The organism is Streptomyces sp. NPDC060366 (assembly GCF_042725135.1).
Taxonomy (GTDB): Bacteria; Actinomycetota; Actinomycetes; order Streptomycetales; family Streptomycetaceae; genus Streptomyces.
Genome location: NZ_JBHXDC010000006.1, coordinates 327,995 through 343,889, shown reverse-complemented (window position 1 = coordinate 343,889; position 15,895 = coordinate 327,995). Strand labels below are relative to the sequence as shown.

14 protein-coding genes are annotated in these 15,895 nt (G+C 69.2%); 7 read left to right on the top strand and 7 right to left on the bottom strand.

Going from position 1 to position 15,895, the window contains the following annotated elements; genetic code table 11:
- Positions 1-30 precede the first annotated feature (30 nt).
- A complete protein-coding gene (locus ACFWHU_RS18325) occupies positions 31-351 on the bottom strand; it encodes a GYD domain-containing protein (RefSeq protein ID WP_387225611.1) in 321 nt (106 codons plus the stop codon).
- 219 nt (positions 352-570) lie between these two features.
- Between ACFWHU_RS18325 and ACFWHU_RS18320 the strand changes: the two genes are divergently transcribed.
- Positions 571-2,193, top strand: coding sequence for a serine/threonine-protein kinase (locus ACFWHU_RS18320; RefSeq protein WP_387225609.1), 1,623 nt, complete (start codon positions 571-573; stop codon positions 2,191-2,193).
- A 207-nt stretch (positions 2,194-2,400) separates the two neighbouring features.
- Positions 2,401-3,258, top strand: coding sequence for a class I SAM-dependent methyltransferase (locus tag ACFWHU_RS18315; protein ID WP_387225607.1), 858 nt, complete (start codon positions 2,401-2,403; stop codon positions 3,256-3,258).
- A gap of 65 nt (positions 3,259-3,323) precedes the next feature.
- Here ACFWHU_RS18315 and ACFWHU_RS18310 read toward each other — a convergent pair whose 3' ends face one another.
- The gene (locus tag ACFWHU_RS18310; protein WP_387225605.1) at positions 3,324-4,121 is read right to left on the bottom strand and encodes a DUF6193 family natural product biosynthesis protein; all 798 of its coding nucleotides are present in this window, start codon (positions 4,119-4,121) and stop codon (positions 3,324-3,326) included.
- A gap of 356 nt (positions 4,122-4,477) precedes the next feature.
- Between ACFWHU_RS18310 and ACFWHU_RS18305 the strand changes: the two genes are divergently transcribed.
- From ACFWHU_RS18305 to aroQ, 4 genes are all read left to right on the top strand, one after another.
- Positions 4,478-4,939 (top strand): GntR family transcriptional regulator, encoded by a 462-nt coding sequence (locus ACFWHU_RS18305; RefSeq protein ID WP_385792236.1) that lies wholly within the window; start codon positions 4,478-4,480, stop codon positions 4,937-4,939.
- On the top strand, positions 4,936-5,901 hold the full coding sequence (locus ACFWHU_RS18300) for an ABC transporter ATP-binding protein (RefSeq protein WP_387225603.1): 966 nt from the start codon (positions 4,936-4,938) through the stop codon (positions 5,899-5,901). The genes ACFWHU_RS18305 and ACFWHU_RS18300 overlap by 4 nt, the downstream gene beginning before the upstream one ends.
- Positions 5,898-6,920, top strand: a complete 1,023-nt coding sequence (locus tag ACFWHU_RS18295) for an ABC transporter permease (protein ID WP_385792238.1) — start codon at positions 5,898-5,900, stop codon at positions 6,918-6,920. The genes ACFWHU_RS18300 and ACFWHU_RS18295 overlap by 4 nt, the downstream gene beginning before the upstream one ends.
- 135 nt (positions 6,921-7,055) lie before the next feature.
- Entirely contained in the window at positions 7,056-7,691 is a 636-nt protein-coding gene (aroQ, locus tag ACFWHU_RS18290) for a gamma subclass chorismate mutase AroQ (protein ID WP_387225601.1), read from the top strand.
- A gap of 372 nt (positions 7,692-8,063) precedes the next feature.
- Here aroQ and ACFWHU_RS18285 read toward each other — a convergent pair whose 3' ends face one another.
- The 3 genes from ACFWHU_RS18285 to ACFWHU_RS18275 all read right to left on the bottom strand — a co-directional run bounded on the left by ACFWHU_RS18285 (position 8,064) and on the right by ACFWHU_RS18275 (position 11,956).
- Positions 8,064-8,900, bottom strand: a complete 837-nt coding sequence (locus tag ACFWHU_RS18285) for a PIG-L family deacetylase (RefSeq protein WP_387225599.1) — start codon at positions 8,898-8,900, stop codon at positions 8,064-8,066.
- Between the two features lie 386 nt (positions 8,901-9,286).
- Complete coding sequence (locus tag ACFWHU_RS18280; protein WP_387225597.1) at positions 9,287-10,225, bottom strand: CPBP family intramembrane glutamic endopeptidase; 939 nt, start codon at positions 10,223-10,225, stop codon at positions 9,287-9,289.
- 285 nt (positions 10,226-10,510) lie between these two features.
- Positions 10,511-11,956 (bottom strand): FG-GAP-like repeat-containing protein, encoded by a 1,446-nt coding sequence (locus ACFWHU_RS18275; RefSeq protein ID WP_387225595.1) that lies wholly within the window; start codon positions 11,954-11,956, stop codon positions 10,511-10,513.
- A 501-nt stretch (positions 11,957-12,457) separates the two neighbouring features.
- Between ACFWHU_RS18275 and ACFWHU_RS18270 the strand changes: the two genes are divergently transcribed.
- Positions 12,458-12,898, top strand: a complete 441-nt coding sequence (locus tag ACFWHU_RS18270; protein ID WP_387225593.1) for a VOC family protein — start codon at positions 12,458-12,460, stop codon at positions 12,896-12,898.
- A gap of 100 nt (positions 12,899-12,998) precedes the next feature.
- On the opposite strand, the gene ACFWHU_RS18265 is transcribed toward ACFWHU_RS18270, so the two are convergent.
- Positions 12,999-13,808, bottom strand: a complete 810-nt coding sequence (locus tag ACFWHU_RS18265; protein WP_385792244.1) for an SAM-dependent methyltransferase — start codon at positions 13,806-13,808, stop codon at positions 12,999-13,001.
- 164 nt (positions 13,809-13,972) lie between these two features.
- Positions 13,973-15,625 (bottom strand): SpoIIE family protein phosphatase, encoded by a 1,653-nt coding sequence (locus tag ACFWHU_RS18260; RefSeq protein WP_387225591.1) that lies wholly within the window; start codon positions 15,623-15,625, stop codon positions 13,973-13,975.
- Positions 15,626-15,895: the final 270 nt, after the last annotated feature.

The window sequence follows — 15,895 nt, the reverse complement described above, 5'->3', positions numbered from 1 at the left end:
TCCGAAGCCGATTGGGCTGACCGCCTCGCTTTACGGGCCGGGGGCGCGGAAGTTCACCTGTCGGCGGGCCGCCTCGTCGATGTCTGCGATGGTGAGGAGTGGGGTCGCCCGGGTACGGAGGGCGCCGCTGGCCTTGACGGTGAGACTGACGGCGGCCATGGAGACCGGGTCGGGGAAATCGATGATGAGCACGATGTCGTCCTCCCCGAAGGCGAAGTACATGGCCTCGACCTTCCCGCCGAGTCCGGTGACGACCTGATCGACGGCGGCGCGTCGCCCACTCGCGCCTTCGTCGAGCAGACCCTTCGTGCCCTCGGGTGTGTAGGTGGCTTGGATGAGGAATTTCGGCATAGGGACGCTCCGTGCCCATCGATTGTCCGGTACGGAGAATGGACTTCCCGTGTCACGTCTGCCCTCACTTACCGAACGACTGGATTCACCCGGTAGGAGCTATTCCATTTTCCGCCGACCACAGCGAATTGAGGCCTGATCACCCTGCCCACAGCGACAGGATCCTGCCCCATAGGCTGCTGCCATTGGCCACTGCGTCAGAGCGGGGGGAGCGGGCCGATGAACGATGCGACGGATACCTTCAAGCCACTTCAGGCGACCGACCCGTCCGTGGTGGCGGGCTACCGGCTCGCCGCCCGGCTGGGCGCGGGCGGCATGGGCCGGGTCTACCTCTCGCACACCCGGGGCGGCCGGCCCGTGGCGATCAAGGTTGTCCGGCCGGAGCTGGCGGACGACCCGGACTTCCAGCGGCGGTTCGGCCGGGAGATCAGGGCGGCCCAGCGGGTCCGCGGGGCGTACACCGCCGAGTTGATCGACGCCGACGCAGAGGGCGTACCACCCTGGCTGGCCACGTTGTACGTGCCGGGCCCGTCCCTCGCGGAGGCCGTGGCCCGGCGCGGCCCGCTGTCGGTGACCGCCGTGCTGTGGCTGATGGCGGGGATGGCCGAGGCGTTGCAGGCCATCCATGCCGAGGGCATCGTGCACCGGGACCTGAAGCCGTCGAACGTGCTGCTGGCCGCCGACGGGCCGCGCGTCATCGACTTCGGCATAGCACTGGCCGCCGACGGAACCTCGTACACGGCGACGGGACACACCGTCGGCACGCCCGCGTACATGGCTCCGGAGCAGGCGTCCGGAGAAGAGGCGACGGCGGCGACCGACGTCTTCGCCCTAGCCCAGACGGCGGCGTTCGCGGCGCTGGGCAGGCCGCTCTACGGCGATGGCCCGGGTGTCTACGTGCTGTACAGGATCGTGCACTCAGGACCCGACCTGGACCTGTTGCCCAAGCCCTTGCGTCCGCTGTTCGCCCGGTGCCTGGCCGCCGATCCGGCGGAGCGGGCGACTCCGGCAGAGGTCGTGGAGTGGTGTCGGCAGCGGTTGGGAGCGGACGCCGACGCGGGCGGGGCGCCGGCCGTGTGGCGGGAGATCAGCGGGCCGGAGGTCGTGGTTCCGCCACCGGTGCCCGATCCCACCCCGCCGCAGCCGCAGCCGCTGATCGGGTGGCTGCCGCCGACGCGGGCGGAGGGGAAGGCTCGCAGGCGGCGCACCCCACTGATCATGGCCGTCGGTTTGGCGGGGAGCGCGCTGCTGGTAACGGCCCTGACCTGGCTGGGCATGGACGGCAAGGGCTGGGGTGATTTCCGGGACCCCGGCGGTTCGTCGGCGTCCGACACGGGACCGTCCGGACAGTCGTCAGCTTCCCCGCGGGGGTCGTCGTCGGACTCCTCGGACGAGACGGCTCAGGGCGCCGGTGAACAGGCGGCCGGGACTTCGCCGTCTTCCGCACCCTCGCCCCGGGAGCCGCGGCCCGAGCCGTACCCCCTGGTGATGCTGGACGCGAAGAACTCGGTGAATCTCAAGAACCCGGACGAGGAAGCGAAGGGCCGCACGGGGGACATCCGTTTCGGCTGCCCGTCGGTCGGTTGCGAACTGAGGAGCGACACGAGCGTGTTCCTCCAGCTGTACGGCAAGCCGGGCGGCACCCTCGACGAGTGCCGTCGGCTGCTCAAGCACGGAAAGAGCCACCGCCTCCCGCTCGCCGGCGCGGCGAACGGCAGCGAAATCTGCATCAAGGGCCCCTCGGGCGACATCGCCCTGTTCGTGATTTCGACGAAGTCGACCGCGATGCCGGACATCGCCTTCCTCCAGGGCGCCCTGACGATCTGGCGAGGAGCGGCCTAGATGCTCGATCGATGCCTTGAACCCGCACTCCGAGCTCGGGAATCGACGGCGCCCAGGAACACCGCAGGGACCTGGCGGAGTCCCCGCCGGAAACAGTGTCGCCGGACCAAGTGCGAGGCGTACTCCGCGACGGCACGATAGAGCCCTGAGACATCGACACCCACAAGACCGACGATCATGTTGAAATCGGTATCGAGAGAGGATCTGATGACCGTGGCGTCCGACCGGCGGGGAACCCAGACGCGGCCGAGCTCCGAGCCGGCCGCGGAAGAGCACGGCACCAGAGATGCCGAACTGTTCGACTACGACGCGGAGTTGCGGCTGCACAACGAACACTTCCGCGCCGCTGCCCGCGTCGGCTCGCGCGACCGCGTGCTCGACATCGGCTGTGGCACGGGCCGGACCACGCGCGAGGCCGCCCGCGCCGCCGTCACGGGAAGCGCGCTGGGCGTCGACATCTCCGCGCCGATGCTCGAACGGGCCCGTCAGCTCAGTGACGAACAGGGACCGCTCAACGTCACCTACCAACAGGTGGATGCCCAGGTCCACCGCTTCCCGCCCATGCATTTCGACCTCTGTATCAGCAGGTTCGGAACGATGTTCTTCGCCGACCCGGTCGCCGCGTTCACCAATATCGGGCGCGCTCTGCGCCCCGAAGCACGCCTGGTGCTGCTGGTCTGGCAAGACCGCGACCGCAATGAATGGGCGACCGAGATCCGCCGGAGTCTCACCGCCGCAACAGCCGCACCCACTCCCCCCACCTCCGGCCCTAACGCGTTCTCACTCGCCGACCCGACCGTCACGGAAGGCATCCTGTCGGCGGCAGGCTTCACGGACGTCAGCTTCACCGACGTGCACGAACCCGTCTACTACGGCCCGGACAGCGCCACCGCCATGGACAACGTGCTCCGTCTACTGAAATTCCAAGACCTGCTCACCGACCTCGACGCCGCGACGGCCGACCAAGCACGCACCCGGCTACGCGCCACCCTCGACGCCCATGACACCGACAACGGCGTGTACTTCGACTCACGCGCCTGGATCGTCACAGCCCACCGCCTCTGACCACCACGCCCGAACAGGAAGCCCTGCAGCCGGCGACCGGCATCCCGGCGATCGGGCCGTTGGCGTCAGCCGTCGATGTCGCCGACCACTGGGGTCTTGATGGGCGGCGGTTGCGGCCAGCCTCCTTCGATGGCCGGGCCACAACCCGGAGGAACGTTCGCCGCCACCAGAGCTGCGGCCTCGCGAGCGCCGAGGCGGGATCCGAGCACACGTGAGGGAACGTGCGGCGACCACAGCGAGCGGAGGAGAACCACGTTCCACAGTCCGTCTCCACTTGGTACCACGCGTGGAACCTGCTCGTAGAAGGGATCAGCTGTACTGCTGAGGAGGCTGAACTCCCCGTGCGACGGAAACGGGAAGAGTACGCGCAGGGCCGGCTGCGCATACAGGGCCTCGGCCAGTTCGGCATCGCCCAGCCTGATCACCGGCGAGCGCTCCAGGGTCAGCCGCCATGCGGTCGAGACGACCCTCCCCGGCGGCGCCGCTTCCAGTGGGGTCGCCGCGAGCAGTGTCCACTCGCGCCGCAGTTGACCGATCGATGCCCCCTCACGCCAGGCGTGCAGAATGGCGTCGACCACCGCGAGGTCGCCGGAGCTGCCGAAGGCTCCCCAAGGCCATCCGGAGTCCGCGGAGATCTCGATGCGGAACTCGCGTTCGTCGGCGTTGGTCGCGTATACAGCGAACCGCGCCTCTCCACGTGCGCAGCATGCGGCGACCGCGGGATCGTACCCCTCGACGGGATCCAGCGGTTCGGCACGGTGCCCGCGCCGAACCGCCTCGCGGGCCAGCGCTTCCTTCAGGCCACCAGGCGTATCCAGCTCCGGATAGAGCTCGGGCAGCACTTCGCTTGAGCGTTCGGGCATGTGCGTACCTTAGGCAGTGATAACGAGGCCAGGTGGGCAGATGTGGCCACTGACCTGCGAGAAACGTCTTCAAGTAGGCGTTCGCGCCGACCCTGGTGAACGCCGCCGCCGGCCGCTGTTCACCGCCCCAACGGCCCCGGTGGCCCGCAGGCGCGGTCACCGACGTCCGGGAGACCTGGCGGACGACGACCGCCACTTCACCGGCCCTGCACCGCACCCGCGTTGCGGCACGCCACCACTCCCGACGCCAACTACCGCATGACACACGGCGCGTGGTCCCGCCAGGGCTCGATTGACACCGGATCACTCACTCAGCATCATTGAGCTATTCAACTAGCAGAGTGGTGGTGTTGTGGATGCAGTACCGGATAGAGAGACGCCGGGGAGTCGCGGCCTACCAGCAGATCATCGAGCAGACCAAGCGGGCGCTGCGAACAGGTGCGTTGAAGGTCGGGGACCGGTTGCCGACCGCCCGAGAGGCGGCCGAGGCCTGTGCGGTGAACCCGAACACGACGCTCAAGGCGTACCGGGAGCTGGAGCGCGAAGGGATCGTGGAGCTGCGTCAGGGGCTCGGAACCTTCATCACACGCGCCCCCGAGCGGCACATGGCGGAAGCCGGATCGCCGCTCCACGCGGAGCTGTCCGCCTGGACGGAGCGGGCGCTGCTGGCGGGCCTGAACCACGACGACGTGCGCGAACTGGTCGAACTGGCGCTGGAGGAGCACGAGGGCGCGGGGGCGGCCCGCATCCGGCGCGGCACAGAAGAACGACAGACGGAAGCACGACAGACGGAAGAACGAAAGGGCGACCACAGGTGAGCAGGGGCATACGGGGCGAGTCCGCCCACGACGCGCAGACCGCGCTTGAGGTGCGGGGTCTGGGGCGGCGGTACGGCAGGCGTTGGGTGCTGCGCGACGCGACGTTCCGGCTTCCCGCCGGTCGGGTGTGCGGACTTGTCGGGCCGAACGGTGCGGGAAAGACCACGATGCTGGAGATCGTGGCGGGATTGAGGCAAGCCACGGCCGGGGAGGCGACGGTGTTCGGCGAACCCGCCGGAGGGGCATGGGCGCGCCGGCGCGTCGCGTTCCTCCCGCAGGAGAAGCCGCTGTTCCCGCGCTTCACCGTGGCCGAGACTCTGCGGCTCGGCCGGGAGTTGAACCCGGAGTGGGACCAGCGGCTCGCCGAGGATTTCCTGCGCTCGGGGTCCGTGCCGCTCGACGCCAAGGTGGGACGGCTCTCCGGGGGCCAGCGCACCCGGGTAGCTCTCTCGGTGGCCCTGGGGAAACGGCCCGCTCTGATTCTGCTGGACGAGCCGCTGGCCGATCTGGATCCGCTGGTACGCCAGCAGACGGTGGCCGCCCTTCTGGGAGAGGTGGCGGAGAGAGGGATCACCGTGCTGATGTCCAGCCACTTGGTGGCCGAACTGGACACGCTGTGCGACTACTTGCTCCTGGTGTCCGAGGGCGGCTTGCGGCTGGCCGGAGACGTGGACGAGATCATCAGTGTTCACCGGTTGCTGTCCGCGCCCCATGACCGGGTGACGGTGGGGCCGGGCGGACTGCCCGCGGGGCTTGATCGGCACACGGTCGTCGAGACCCACAGCGACAAGCAGCACACCAAAGCACTGATCCGCCCCAGCGGCCCCGTCAGCGACATATGGGAGTCCTGCGCGCCGACCCTGGAAGAGGTGGTGCTGGCCTATCTGCGGCAGGGCGAGTCCGCGCCGTTGATCAGCCCGAACTCCCATGTCCCGGGCACTGGTTCGGAGGTGGCGGCATGAGTGCGACGACGCAGACCCTCCCGCAGGCCGACGGGGACCGCGGCAGTGGGCAGCACCGGGACGCGGGCCGTCGGTTCGGGCTGAGGGGCATGCCGTGGCTGGTGTGGCGCCAACACCGGGTGACGCTACTGACGATGCTTGCCGTCGCGGCGGCCATGACAGCGGTCCTGATGTGGCTGAGCGCGAACGTCAACGACGCGATGGCGGCCGTCGAGGCCGGCAATCCCTCACCCGGCGAGAGCGACACGGTCGACAGCGCGTACAGGCGGATCGAGCTCTTCGGCCTGGCCCTGGCGTGTCTGCCGGTGCTCATCGGGGTGTTCGTGGGCGCTCCGCTGTTCGCAGGAGACCTGGAGAGCGGGACCGCCAAGTTCGTCGGGCTTCAGTCCCGGAGCAGGGGAAGCTGGGTGGCGGCCAAACTGGGCCTCGCCGCCGCGTTCTCGGCCGCGGCGGCGCTCGCCACCGGACTCGCCATGCGGAGCCTGTGGTCACCGCTGGCGGAACACCGCGCCATCGACGCCGATTTCACCAGTGCCGCGGGCTTCGACACCACCGGACCGGTGGCGGTGGCGCTGGCTCTGCTCGGACTGCTGATCGGTGCCGCCGCCGGGTTGCTGCTGCGGCGCACGCTGCCCGCGATGGTGGCCACCTTCGGTGTCCTGCTGGTACTGAAGACGGCGTGGTCGTTCCTGCGGATGTCGTTCGCGAGCACGGTGACGAAGACCACCGGCGGAGGACGGTTCACCCAGGACGACGCCCCGTTGATTCCCGACAGTGCCCTGGAGGTCGACGTCTCCTACCTCGGCGCCGACGGCTCTCTCCACGGCTGGGGATCGTGCGCACAGGAGGCCGACAACGCGGCCTGCCTGCGCGAGACGGGAATTGTCGGCTGGTCGGTGGAGTACCTGCCGTACTCCCACATCGGTGCCATGCAGTGGGCCGCGACCGGCGCACTGTGCGCCCTGCTCGCGCTGACCGCCGCCGTGACGGTGTACGCGGCCCGGCGCATCCTGCGCTGAGGCGCGCCCTCCACTGGGACAACGTCCTACTTCAGAGTCAACTCGCCCATGCCCGGCAGAAGTTCACCGGGTCGGCCCATGTCGAGCATGTGCGCCCACGCGTTGAGCCCATCCCCTACGAAAAGGACAGGCCCTGTGCGAACCCGACGTACGCGATCCGTGTTGGTCGCCGCGTGTGCCGCGCTGCTGCTCTCCGGTGCCGGTGCCGGTGCCGGTGCCATGCCCGCCGTCGCCCAGCCGCAGTCTGCGGCGCCCGCGGCGCCCGCGCTTTCCGCCGCTTATGGACTCACCCCGCTCACCAACCTGTTCGCCGAGCGACTGCTGATCGCCGACAAGGTGGCCGCCGCCAAGTACGGCACCGACCGGCCGATCGACGACCCCGCGCGGGAGCAGAAGATCCTCGATGACGTCGGCACCCGGGCCGTCGGGCTCGGGCTGGATCCTGACGCGGTGGTCGCGGTCTTCAGGGACCAGATCGAGGCGAACAAGCTGGTGCAGCGCGGGCTGTACACGCGCTGGGACGCGCATCCCGAAGAGCGGCCCACTCAGCGGCCGGACCTCGATAAGGAGGTCCGGCCGGCACTCGACCGCATCACCACGCAGTTGCTCAACACGCTGGTGGAGACGGAGGGCGTGCGCTTGTCGCCGTCGTGCGAGCCGCGGTTGTACGGCGCGGCGGCCTGGTCGGCGTTCGGCCATGAGCTGGACGTCCTGCATCTGAAGGGGATGGAGCGGGCGTTGCCCTCGGCGTGCGCACGTATGAACGATTGAGCAACTCCCGCAGTTCGGCGCGGCAGGCAAGCCGACGAGGGTCGCCGAGTACGCGCGCCCCGGCATCGCGCAAGAACGCAAGAACGCAAGAACGCAAGAACGCGCACTGCACGGCAACGTACCCGACGACAACGGCGCTTCGGCTGTCTGAGAGAAGGGGGGAGAGGGGCCGGGGACGGCGAGCGTGGAGGCACCGGTCAGATGCCATGAGCACGTCCCCGCCAGACGCGTGGTCTGTGCCGACCCGGCCCCCTCACGTCGCTTCTGAAACAGGTACTGGTCCACCTGGACGCGGTCGCTTCTCGGACTGAGACGGGGAGGGTGGGTCCGCTGAGGCCGATGAGCTTTCCCGGGCCCCGGTCGGAAGGTCGGTCAGCGCAGTCCGGCGAAGAGATCGTTCTCCGGTACGGCCGCGTCGGTGGTGTCTTTGACGCGTACGAAGGTCTCCGTGCCCATCAACTCGCCGAACCTCTCCTTGCCCATCTTGAGGAAGAAGATGTTCTCGCCCTGACTGGCGTGCGCGGCCAGCGCGTCGAACTTCTGACCGCTGAACGCGGTGGTGTCCACCCACGTGGTGATCTCGTCGTCGGGGAGGCCGATCTCGGCCATCGCGGCGGCCTCGGCAGGATCCGGCTCCGGGGCGTCCTCCTCCTGAAACTCGCGCATGGTCTCCCCGAACCGCTGCATCATCGAGCGGGGCATCGTCGTCCAGTACACCTTCGGTGTCAGCGCGGTCAGCTCCAGCGCCGCCATCGTGATGCGGTGGGCCTGGATGTGGTCGGGGTGGCCGTAGAAGCCGTTCTCGTCGTAGGTGACGACCACATCGGGCCGGTAGTGCCGCATGAGTTCCGCGAGCCGGGCGGCGCCTTCCTCCACGGGGGTCTGCCAGAAGGATCCGGGAGCGTCGTTGCTCGGCCAGCCCGCCATCCCGGAGTCGGCATAGTCCAGCATCTCCAGATCGCTGATCTTCAGGACGTCACAGCTCTCCTTGAGTTCTTGACGGCGCATCGAGGCGACGGCCGCCGGATCGTGCCCGGGATCGCCCGGCTTGACACCCCCTGGTCCGTCACCGCAGCCGCCGTCGGTACACGTCACGAGAACGGTGCGGATGCCTTCCGCCGCGTACCGCGCGAGGACTCCTCCGGTTCCGGTGGCCTCGTCGTCGGGGTGGGCGTGTACTGCCATGAGCGTCAAGGGCCGGTCAGTCACGAAAAGTCCTTCTGTAGAGATGCGTCTTGGTCCGAGTGCGCGGCGGGCGTACCGCGATCCTGGGGGCCGGATCCAGGCGGGGCGGACGGCTTTGCGGTCTCCGTGTTTCCCGCCGTACGGCACCGGCCCCTCGATCGATGCAACCGCGTCGGCCGGACCGGCTGTTCCCGGCGCGGCCACTCGGTCTTCCAGGCGTCGGCGTTTCCACGCTGACGAGGTACGGCCGGCCGGCCGTGTCAGGGCCGGTCGGATCGACCGCTTCTGACCTTGGTGCACCGCACGGAAGAATGTACGCACGCTGGAGCGCGCCTAACGCAATCACAGAGCCGCCCTGCGCCGAGAGATTCTCACGGAGCGCCACGGTCACCAGTACCGGGCCGCGAAGGCTACGGGGTGGGGGAAGAGCTGACCGCCGGAGGGGGAGTGACACCGCCCGGTACCGGCTCCGTGGCCGGCACGGACGGTTCGGCCGTGAAGCCCAGACGGCCCCGGGTGGCGGCCAGCACGATGAGCGCCGCCGTGACGGCGGCCATCAGGAACGCCTGGGAGCCCTGCTCGTCCGTCAGCTTCGGGAACATGTCGGCCCAGGCCATGGAGAAGAAGTTGTTGACGCTGGTGTGCAGCAGCATGACCAGCGGCATGCTCTCGCCCGAGCGGTTGAACACCCACGTCATGACGGCGCTGAAGGCGAGCGCGGTGACCATGAACTTCACCACGTCCATCGGGTCATGGCCCCGCCCGCCGCCCCAGTCGGTCAGGAACAGCGGCAGGTGCCACGCGCCCCACAGGACGCCGACGACGAGGGTCGCGACCAGCGGGCCGTAGCGGTTCTGCATCCGGGGCATGGCGAACTCGCGCCAGCCGGGCTCCTCCGCGAGGCCGGTCGTGATCATCTGGATCAGCAGGCCGGGCAGGTACATGGCGAACACCATGGCGCCCGGGAGTGTGGGTTCGGTGTCCGTCAGTGCGACGGAGGCGAGGGTCAGCGCGGCGGGGACCGAGACCATCACCAGCAGATACCACTGCCAGCCGACCCCGAGCCTGGTCATCCGGGCCCGCCAGTTCCGCAGCCCCTGACGGCCCTCGGTCAGGGAGGTGATCAGCAGGGCCGAGCAGATCGGGCCGAGGTAGGCGCCCGGCAGGACGCCCAGGACCTGGCCCGAGCCGCCGGAGCCGAAGTCGTGGTGCCAGACACCCAGCCCGTTCTCCGACAGGATGTACGGCGTCCAGGCCAGCCAGCTCAGTGCGTACGCGAGGAAGAAGAACCAGGTCAGCGGGGCGCGTTGGAAGGCGCCTCGGATGCCTGAGGTGGTCTGGACGCTCACCGCGTGTCCTCTCGGATGGGGCTGGTGTGGTGCGTCCAGCACACCAGCCCCGGGGCCGCGGATCATTCCCGTGGGCACCCCGAAAAGGGGGTACAGCAGGCTGTACTCGGACCGGGCGCCGGGTGTCCTGTCGGCCCGGCAGCGAGTCGGCAATGCCCTCCGGGAGATCCCGAAAACGAACTGAGACGGACAACGGCGAAGGCCCCCGCTGCGAACAGCGGGGGCCTTCGACATCGTGCTCCGCCCGGGGCTCCGAACACGATCCGCCGGGAACGACCTCGGCGGCTATCCGGCGAGGACGTCGCCGAAGTACGACAGACCGGAGGGCCCGCCGACCGAGGCGGCGCCGAAGCTCGTGGAACCGGTCGCGGTGATACCGCTCGTACCGGACTTGAAGAGCCAGACCGAACCCGCGCCCTCGTTCTCGGCGAAGGCGCCGGCCACCAGCTCCGCGCGGCCGTCATTGTTGCTGTCCGTGAGTTCGACGGAGGCGCCGAACTGATCCTCGGCCTCGGCGGCGCCGGGCACGCCCGCCGTGTCCTGCGTGAAGCTCTTGGAGCCGGTGCCGGTCAGCCCCTTGGCGGAGCCTCGCAGCACGGTGACCGTGCCCGTGGCCCGCTTGCTCCCCGTGACCTCGTTCGGCGCGCCGATCGCGACGTCCGCGTAGCCGTCGCGGTTGGTGTCACCCGCGGCCAGGCTCCAGCCGAAGCGGTCACCCTTCTTGGCGGTGCCGGGAACGCCGGTGGTGTCCTGGGTGATACGGACCGGCGTACGGGTGGACAGCCCGGCGGCGCTGCCGTACGTCACGGTGATCGCGCCTCCGAGACCGCCGTTCGGTTCGTCGGCGGACTTCTCCATGAAGTTGCCGGTGACGATGTCGCCGTAACCGTCCTTGTCGACATCGGAGATGACGGCCTCGTAGCCCCCGGCGACCTTGCTCGACGACTTGAGACCGCTCTGGCCCCCCTTGTAGAGGACGCTGCGGGTCCGGTACGCGTCGCCGCTCTCCTCCTGTCCCATGACCAGGAGGTCGGTCGCGCCGTCGCCGTTGACATTCCCCGCGACGATCCTGTCGGCGTTGATGCCGGTCTGGCTGTACGTGTCGATACCGACGAGACCCGCCGCCTTGCCGGTCCGGGAGACAGGGCCCTTGAATATGTTCAGCTCGGGTGCGGCGATATTGACGGCGGCCAGGTCGGTGCGTCCGTCCCCGTCGAAGTCACCGGAAGCGAGGCCCCAGCCGAGTTCGTTCCGGTACTTGGGCAGCGGCGCCGAGATGTCGACGGCGGACTTCAGCCCGCTCGCGCCGCCCCAGACGACGGTGATGACGCCGAAGGAGTCGGTGTCGCCGATCCGCTCGGCGTGCACGCCGACCACCAGGTCGGTGTACCCGTCCCCGTCGAGGTCACCGGTGGTGAGGCGGTCGCCGAAGTTGTCACCCTTCTCCGGCGTTCCCGGAATACCGGTGGTGGCCTGGCTGATGATGGTGCGCTTGGACTTGTCGAGCCCGTTCTTGGTGCCGTAGACGACGGCCACGTACCCGGCCCCCGTCTTTCCACTGATCTTCCCGAGGGGCGCGGCGATCGCGAGATCGCGGTAACCGTCGCCGTTGAAGTCGCCCTGCATCCCGGACGGCGCGGCGACGGCACTCCCCCCGGCGGCGAGCAGCAGCCCGCTGACGAGGGCGGCCGAGGCGGTGGTCGCGAGGACGGTGCGAAGGTTCTGCTGCATGCGTGTCTTTTTCTCCTACGGCACGCCGGACGCCGTGACGGCTGTCCGAGTCGGTATTCCGAGCCGGCGACATGCGGGGGCCAGATCCTGCGAAGGCCTCCGACCCGCACACACGCATCGCTCGGTGCAGGTGTGACCGCTGAAGGACCCCGGGGGTTGTACGGGCCCACGGAACGGCCTCGAAGCCCTGCCCCTCACCCCGGACGAGGGGCCCGAGCCCGAAGGAACCGGCTCCCCGAGAGCTCCCGGATCAGGCCCGCGCCCCGGCACCGACGCCCGGGTGGCCGCCGTCCACGGCAGCGAGCACGACGATGGAGCGCCGCTTCGCGGTACGCGACGTGATCGCGCGGGAACTCCACCCGCCAAGGTTGCCCCGGCACGCCGCGACCGTTCGTCTTTTCCGAGTTCGGCCGTCCGAGGATGTCGAGAACGTGCCACCGGCTCCGTCCCAGGGACATCAGCGGCCACCACCGGCCGTACGAGGAAGAAGGAGAAACCAGCATGGCGATTCAGCGGATGGACAACGTCGGCATCGTCGTCGAGGACATGGACGCCGCCGTCGCGTTCTTCGTGGAACTCGGTATGGAGCTGGAGGGCAGGGCGGAGGTCGCGGGCCTCGTCGCCGACCAGTGCGTCGGACTCGACGGCGTCCACTGCGACATCGCGATGCTCCGGACCCCGGACGGTCACAGCCGGCTCGAGCTGGCGAAGTACCGCAGCCCCGCGGTGATCAGCGCCGGGCCGCGCAACCGGCCGCACAACATCCTGGGCACGCACCGCGTCATGTTCGCCGTCGACGACATCGAGGACACCGTTGCCCGCCTGCGCCCACACGGCGCCGAACTCGTCGGCGAGATCGCCCGGTTCGAGGACAGCTATCTGCTCTGCTACGTCCGCGGCCCGGAGGGCATCATGGTCGGACTGGCCGAGCAACTGCGCTGAGAAGGAGGAACCGAACCATGCCGCCGAACGAGATCGCCGAGGTTCTGAACCGCCCGTCAGCCAGGAGCCGCTGGCCGGTGACGTCCCGGCGCGGGTCGCTTCAGGGCTTTCTGGCGACCGCCCCGTACATGGCGATGTCGCGGCCGTCGATGCCGGCCTGTTCAGGGCCGGGGTGCCAGGTGTGTACCTGGGTGACTCCTGGCTCCTGTAGTTCCAGTCCCTCGAAGAACGATGTGGCCGTGGGGAGATCGCGTAGCGCCATGGGCATGTTCTGCTGCCGGTATTCCTCTGCCACCCGGTTGACTTCCTCGGGCGCGAAGTCGGCGGTGCCGATGGTCATCGCCAGGTAGCTGCCGGACGGCAGCGGTTCCAGGAGCCGTTTGATCAGGCGCCGGTCGTCCGGCGGCAGGATGAAGTGCAGGATGCCGATCACCATCAGGCCGACGGGCCGGTTCAGATCGATCAGGTCACGGAACTCGGGGCTGTCCAGAATGGTCTCGGGGTGGTGCATGTCGGCGTCCACATATGCCGTAGCCCCTTCGGCGGAGCTCTGCAGCAGGGCTCGGGCGTGGGCGAGGACGACAGGGTCGTTGTCGACGTAGACCACATGTGATTCCGGCGCCACCTCCTGCACGACCTCATGCAGGTTGGGCGAGGTCGGCAGACCGGTCCCGACGTCGAGGAACTGGCGGATGCCTCGCTCCTCGGCGAGGAAGCGGCCGGCGCGGTGCATGAATCGGCGGTTCTCCATCATGTGGACGGGCAGGGCGGGCCAGTGCCGGCACATGGCGTCGCCCGCTTCGACATCAACGGGGTAGTGATCCCTGCCGCCCAGAATGTAGTCGTACACCCGCGCGGAGTGGGCGCGCGAGGTGGCAAGTCCGCTCTGTCGATCGTGCGGAGCATTCATGCGGCGCCTCTTTCGGTCGAGGACGGCTCACTAACGGTATGAACGTGATGTTCCGGGCGCAAGCGAAACAGTGGGATGAGGATGCGTTCGGCAAGCCGGCGAAGCCGACCGACCGCTCCGCGTTTCCCCGGAACCGTGGGGAAGGCCCTCGGCAGGGCGGGGTGTCACCGCTCCCTCCGGACTTGCAGGGCGATGACGGCGATGTCGTCCCAGCGGTTCTGGACGGGCGGCAGGAGCCCTCGGATCAGGGTCAGCTGGGATACCCCCTTTCGGACCAGTACGTCGGTGTGCTCACGCAGGCGCCGGAGACCGTCACCGATGTCCGTGCCCGGCACCTCCACGAGTCCGTCGGTGTAGAGCACCAAGGTGTCGCCCTCCCGGATGACCGCGTGGAGGTCGGTACGGGGGAGGGCCTCGCCGACGCACAGGGGCGGGTCCGACGACGTGAGGTCGTGCAGGTACCGCGATGGCGCGTCGGCCGGGATCAGCAGGGGTGGCGGGTGGCCGGCGTTGGACAGAGAGATGTGCCAGGCATTGTCCGCCTGCCGGTGCAGGACCGCGTGAACCGCCGTGACCATCGACGGGCTGTCGAGCGCCTGCACGATGCGGTCGAGCCGGCTCAGGGTTGCCGCCGGGCTGGCGGCCGGGCCGCTGTCGTAGGCGAGTCCCCTCAGCATGCTGTTGACACGGCCCATCGCGGTGGCCGCGTCCACGTCGTGACCCGCGATGTCGCCGATGGACAGGGCGAGCGAGTCGGCCGAGAGTCTGACGGCGTCGTACCAGTCGCCGCCGACCTCGGCGGCCGAGTCGGCCGGATGGTAGAGCGCCGTGATGACGAGACCTTCGACGGACGGCGGGACGGCCAGGAAGGACTGCTGAAGTACGAGGGCCGTGTCGCGGATGCTCTGCAGTTCCATCGTCCGGCGCAGGGGCCCGCTCATCTGCTGGAAGACGTCCTGCAGCAGGTACAGGTCGGCCTCGTCCGAGGGTGGGTTGCCCCGGCAGGTCGCTGTGGTCGCCAGCGCGACAGTCCGGTCGTCCACCACGACGGGCAGCAGGGCCACGCTCGTCGCTTCGGCCTCCCGCAGCCACCGGACGGAGATCTTGGAAAGACTGTCTTCGGGCGGCCCTCCGGGCGGGAAGGCCAGCAGTACCGCCTCCTGGCTCTCGATGGCCTCTTGTGCGGCCCGCCCCAGCAAGAAGTCCGCGTCCAACGGATGGATGGGAGGCAGTCCGGGGGCCAGCCCCACCCGCTCTGCCGACGCCGCGGCCGGTACGCCCTCGGAAGCCCGGAAAGCGGCTTCGGCGTCGCCCCGTACGTGGAAGACAGCGACGGCGTCGGCAAGTTCGGGCACGACCGCTGCCGCAGTGGTCAGAAAAGCCTCGGACAGGTTGTGCGCGGCCGGTACCGGTGCCATACGGGCCAGCAGCTTCTCCCGCATGCGGGAGCGCCAGTCGTCCTCGGCATCGGTGGCGGTGCCGACCCACTCCAGCTCCCTGCCCCGGTCCAGGACAGGTGCAGCGATGATCTTGATGTGGCGGAAACGGTCGGGGGCACCCTCAAGCCGTACTCGTACGATCGTGTCGAGGGGGGACCGCTGCTGAGTGGCCTTGCGCCACGCCCGCTGGAACCAGTCCCGGTCCTTCGGATGCACCGCATCCATCCATGAGCTCTCACCGTCGGGGTGCCACAGCCTCTCCGGCATCCCGCTGCCCATCAACAGAGTGACGACCCCGTCGGCCGACAACACCCAGACCGACTGCGGCACGGCGCCCAGGAGCGCTTCGTACCGTCTGAGTAGACGTCCTTCATTCACCGCCCCCTCCCCCGCGGCAGGGCCGAAGACCGCACGGAGCCGCCATGATCGGCGGCTTTTCGGCCCGGACCCGCCGGACAGGACCCGTCGCCGACACGGCTGCCCCCGTCACCGCCTCCTGACAGCCGTCCAGGCCCGGCTCCGCGCCGAACACCAGCGGATCATCGCCTCTCATGCTTCGATCATCCCCCGCATGCGGGACAACAGCACGCCCTGGCCTTTCGCGGCCAGGCACGGACGGCCGCTGCCCGCGCCGACCTTGGCCGGTGC

Excerpts from the sequence above, each read along its gene's own strand:
- ACFWHU_RS18325 (WP_387225611.1), bottom strand. The coding sequence starts at position 351 with ATGCCGAAATTCCTCATCCAAGCCACCTACACACCCGAGGGCACGAAG.
- ACFWHU_RS18320 (WP_387225609.1), top strand. The coding sequence starts at position 571 with ATGAACGATGCGACGGATACCTTCAAGCCACTTCAGGCGACCGACCCG.
- ACFWHU_RS18315 (WP_387225607.1), top strand. The coding sequence starts at position 2,401 with ATGACCGTGGCGTCCGACCGGCGGGGAACCCAGACGCGGCCGAGCTCC.
- ACFWHU_RS18310 (WP_387225605.1), bottom strand. The coding sequence starts at position 4,121 with ATGCCCGAACGCTCAAGCGAAGTGCTGCCCGAGCTCTATCCGGAGCTG.
- ACFWHU_RS18305 (WP_385792236.1), top strand. The coding sequence starts at position 4,478 with ATGCAGTACCGGATAGAGAGACGCCGGGGAGTCGCGGCCTACCAGCAG.
- ACFWHU_RS18295 (WP_385792238.1), top strand. The coding sequence starts at position 5,898 with ATGAGTGCGACGACGCAGACCCTCCCGCAGGCCGACGGGGACCGCGGC.
- ACFWHU_RS18275 (WP_387225595.1), bottom strand. The coding sequence starts at position 11,956 with ATGCAGCAGAACCTTCGCACCGTCCTCGCGACCACCGCCTCGGCCGCC.
- ACFWHU_RS18270 (WP_387225593.1), top strand. The coding sequence starts at position 12,458 with ATGGCGATTCAGCGGATGGACAACGTCGGCATCGTCGTCGAGGACATG.
- ACFWHU_RS18265 (WP_385792244.1), bottom strand. The coding sequence starts at position 13,808 with ATGAATGCTCCGCACGATCGACAGAGCGGACTTGCCACCTCGCGCGCC.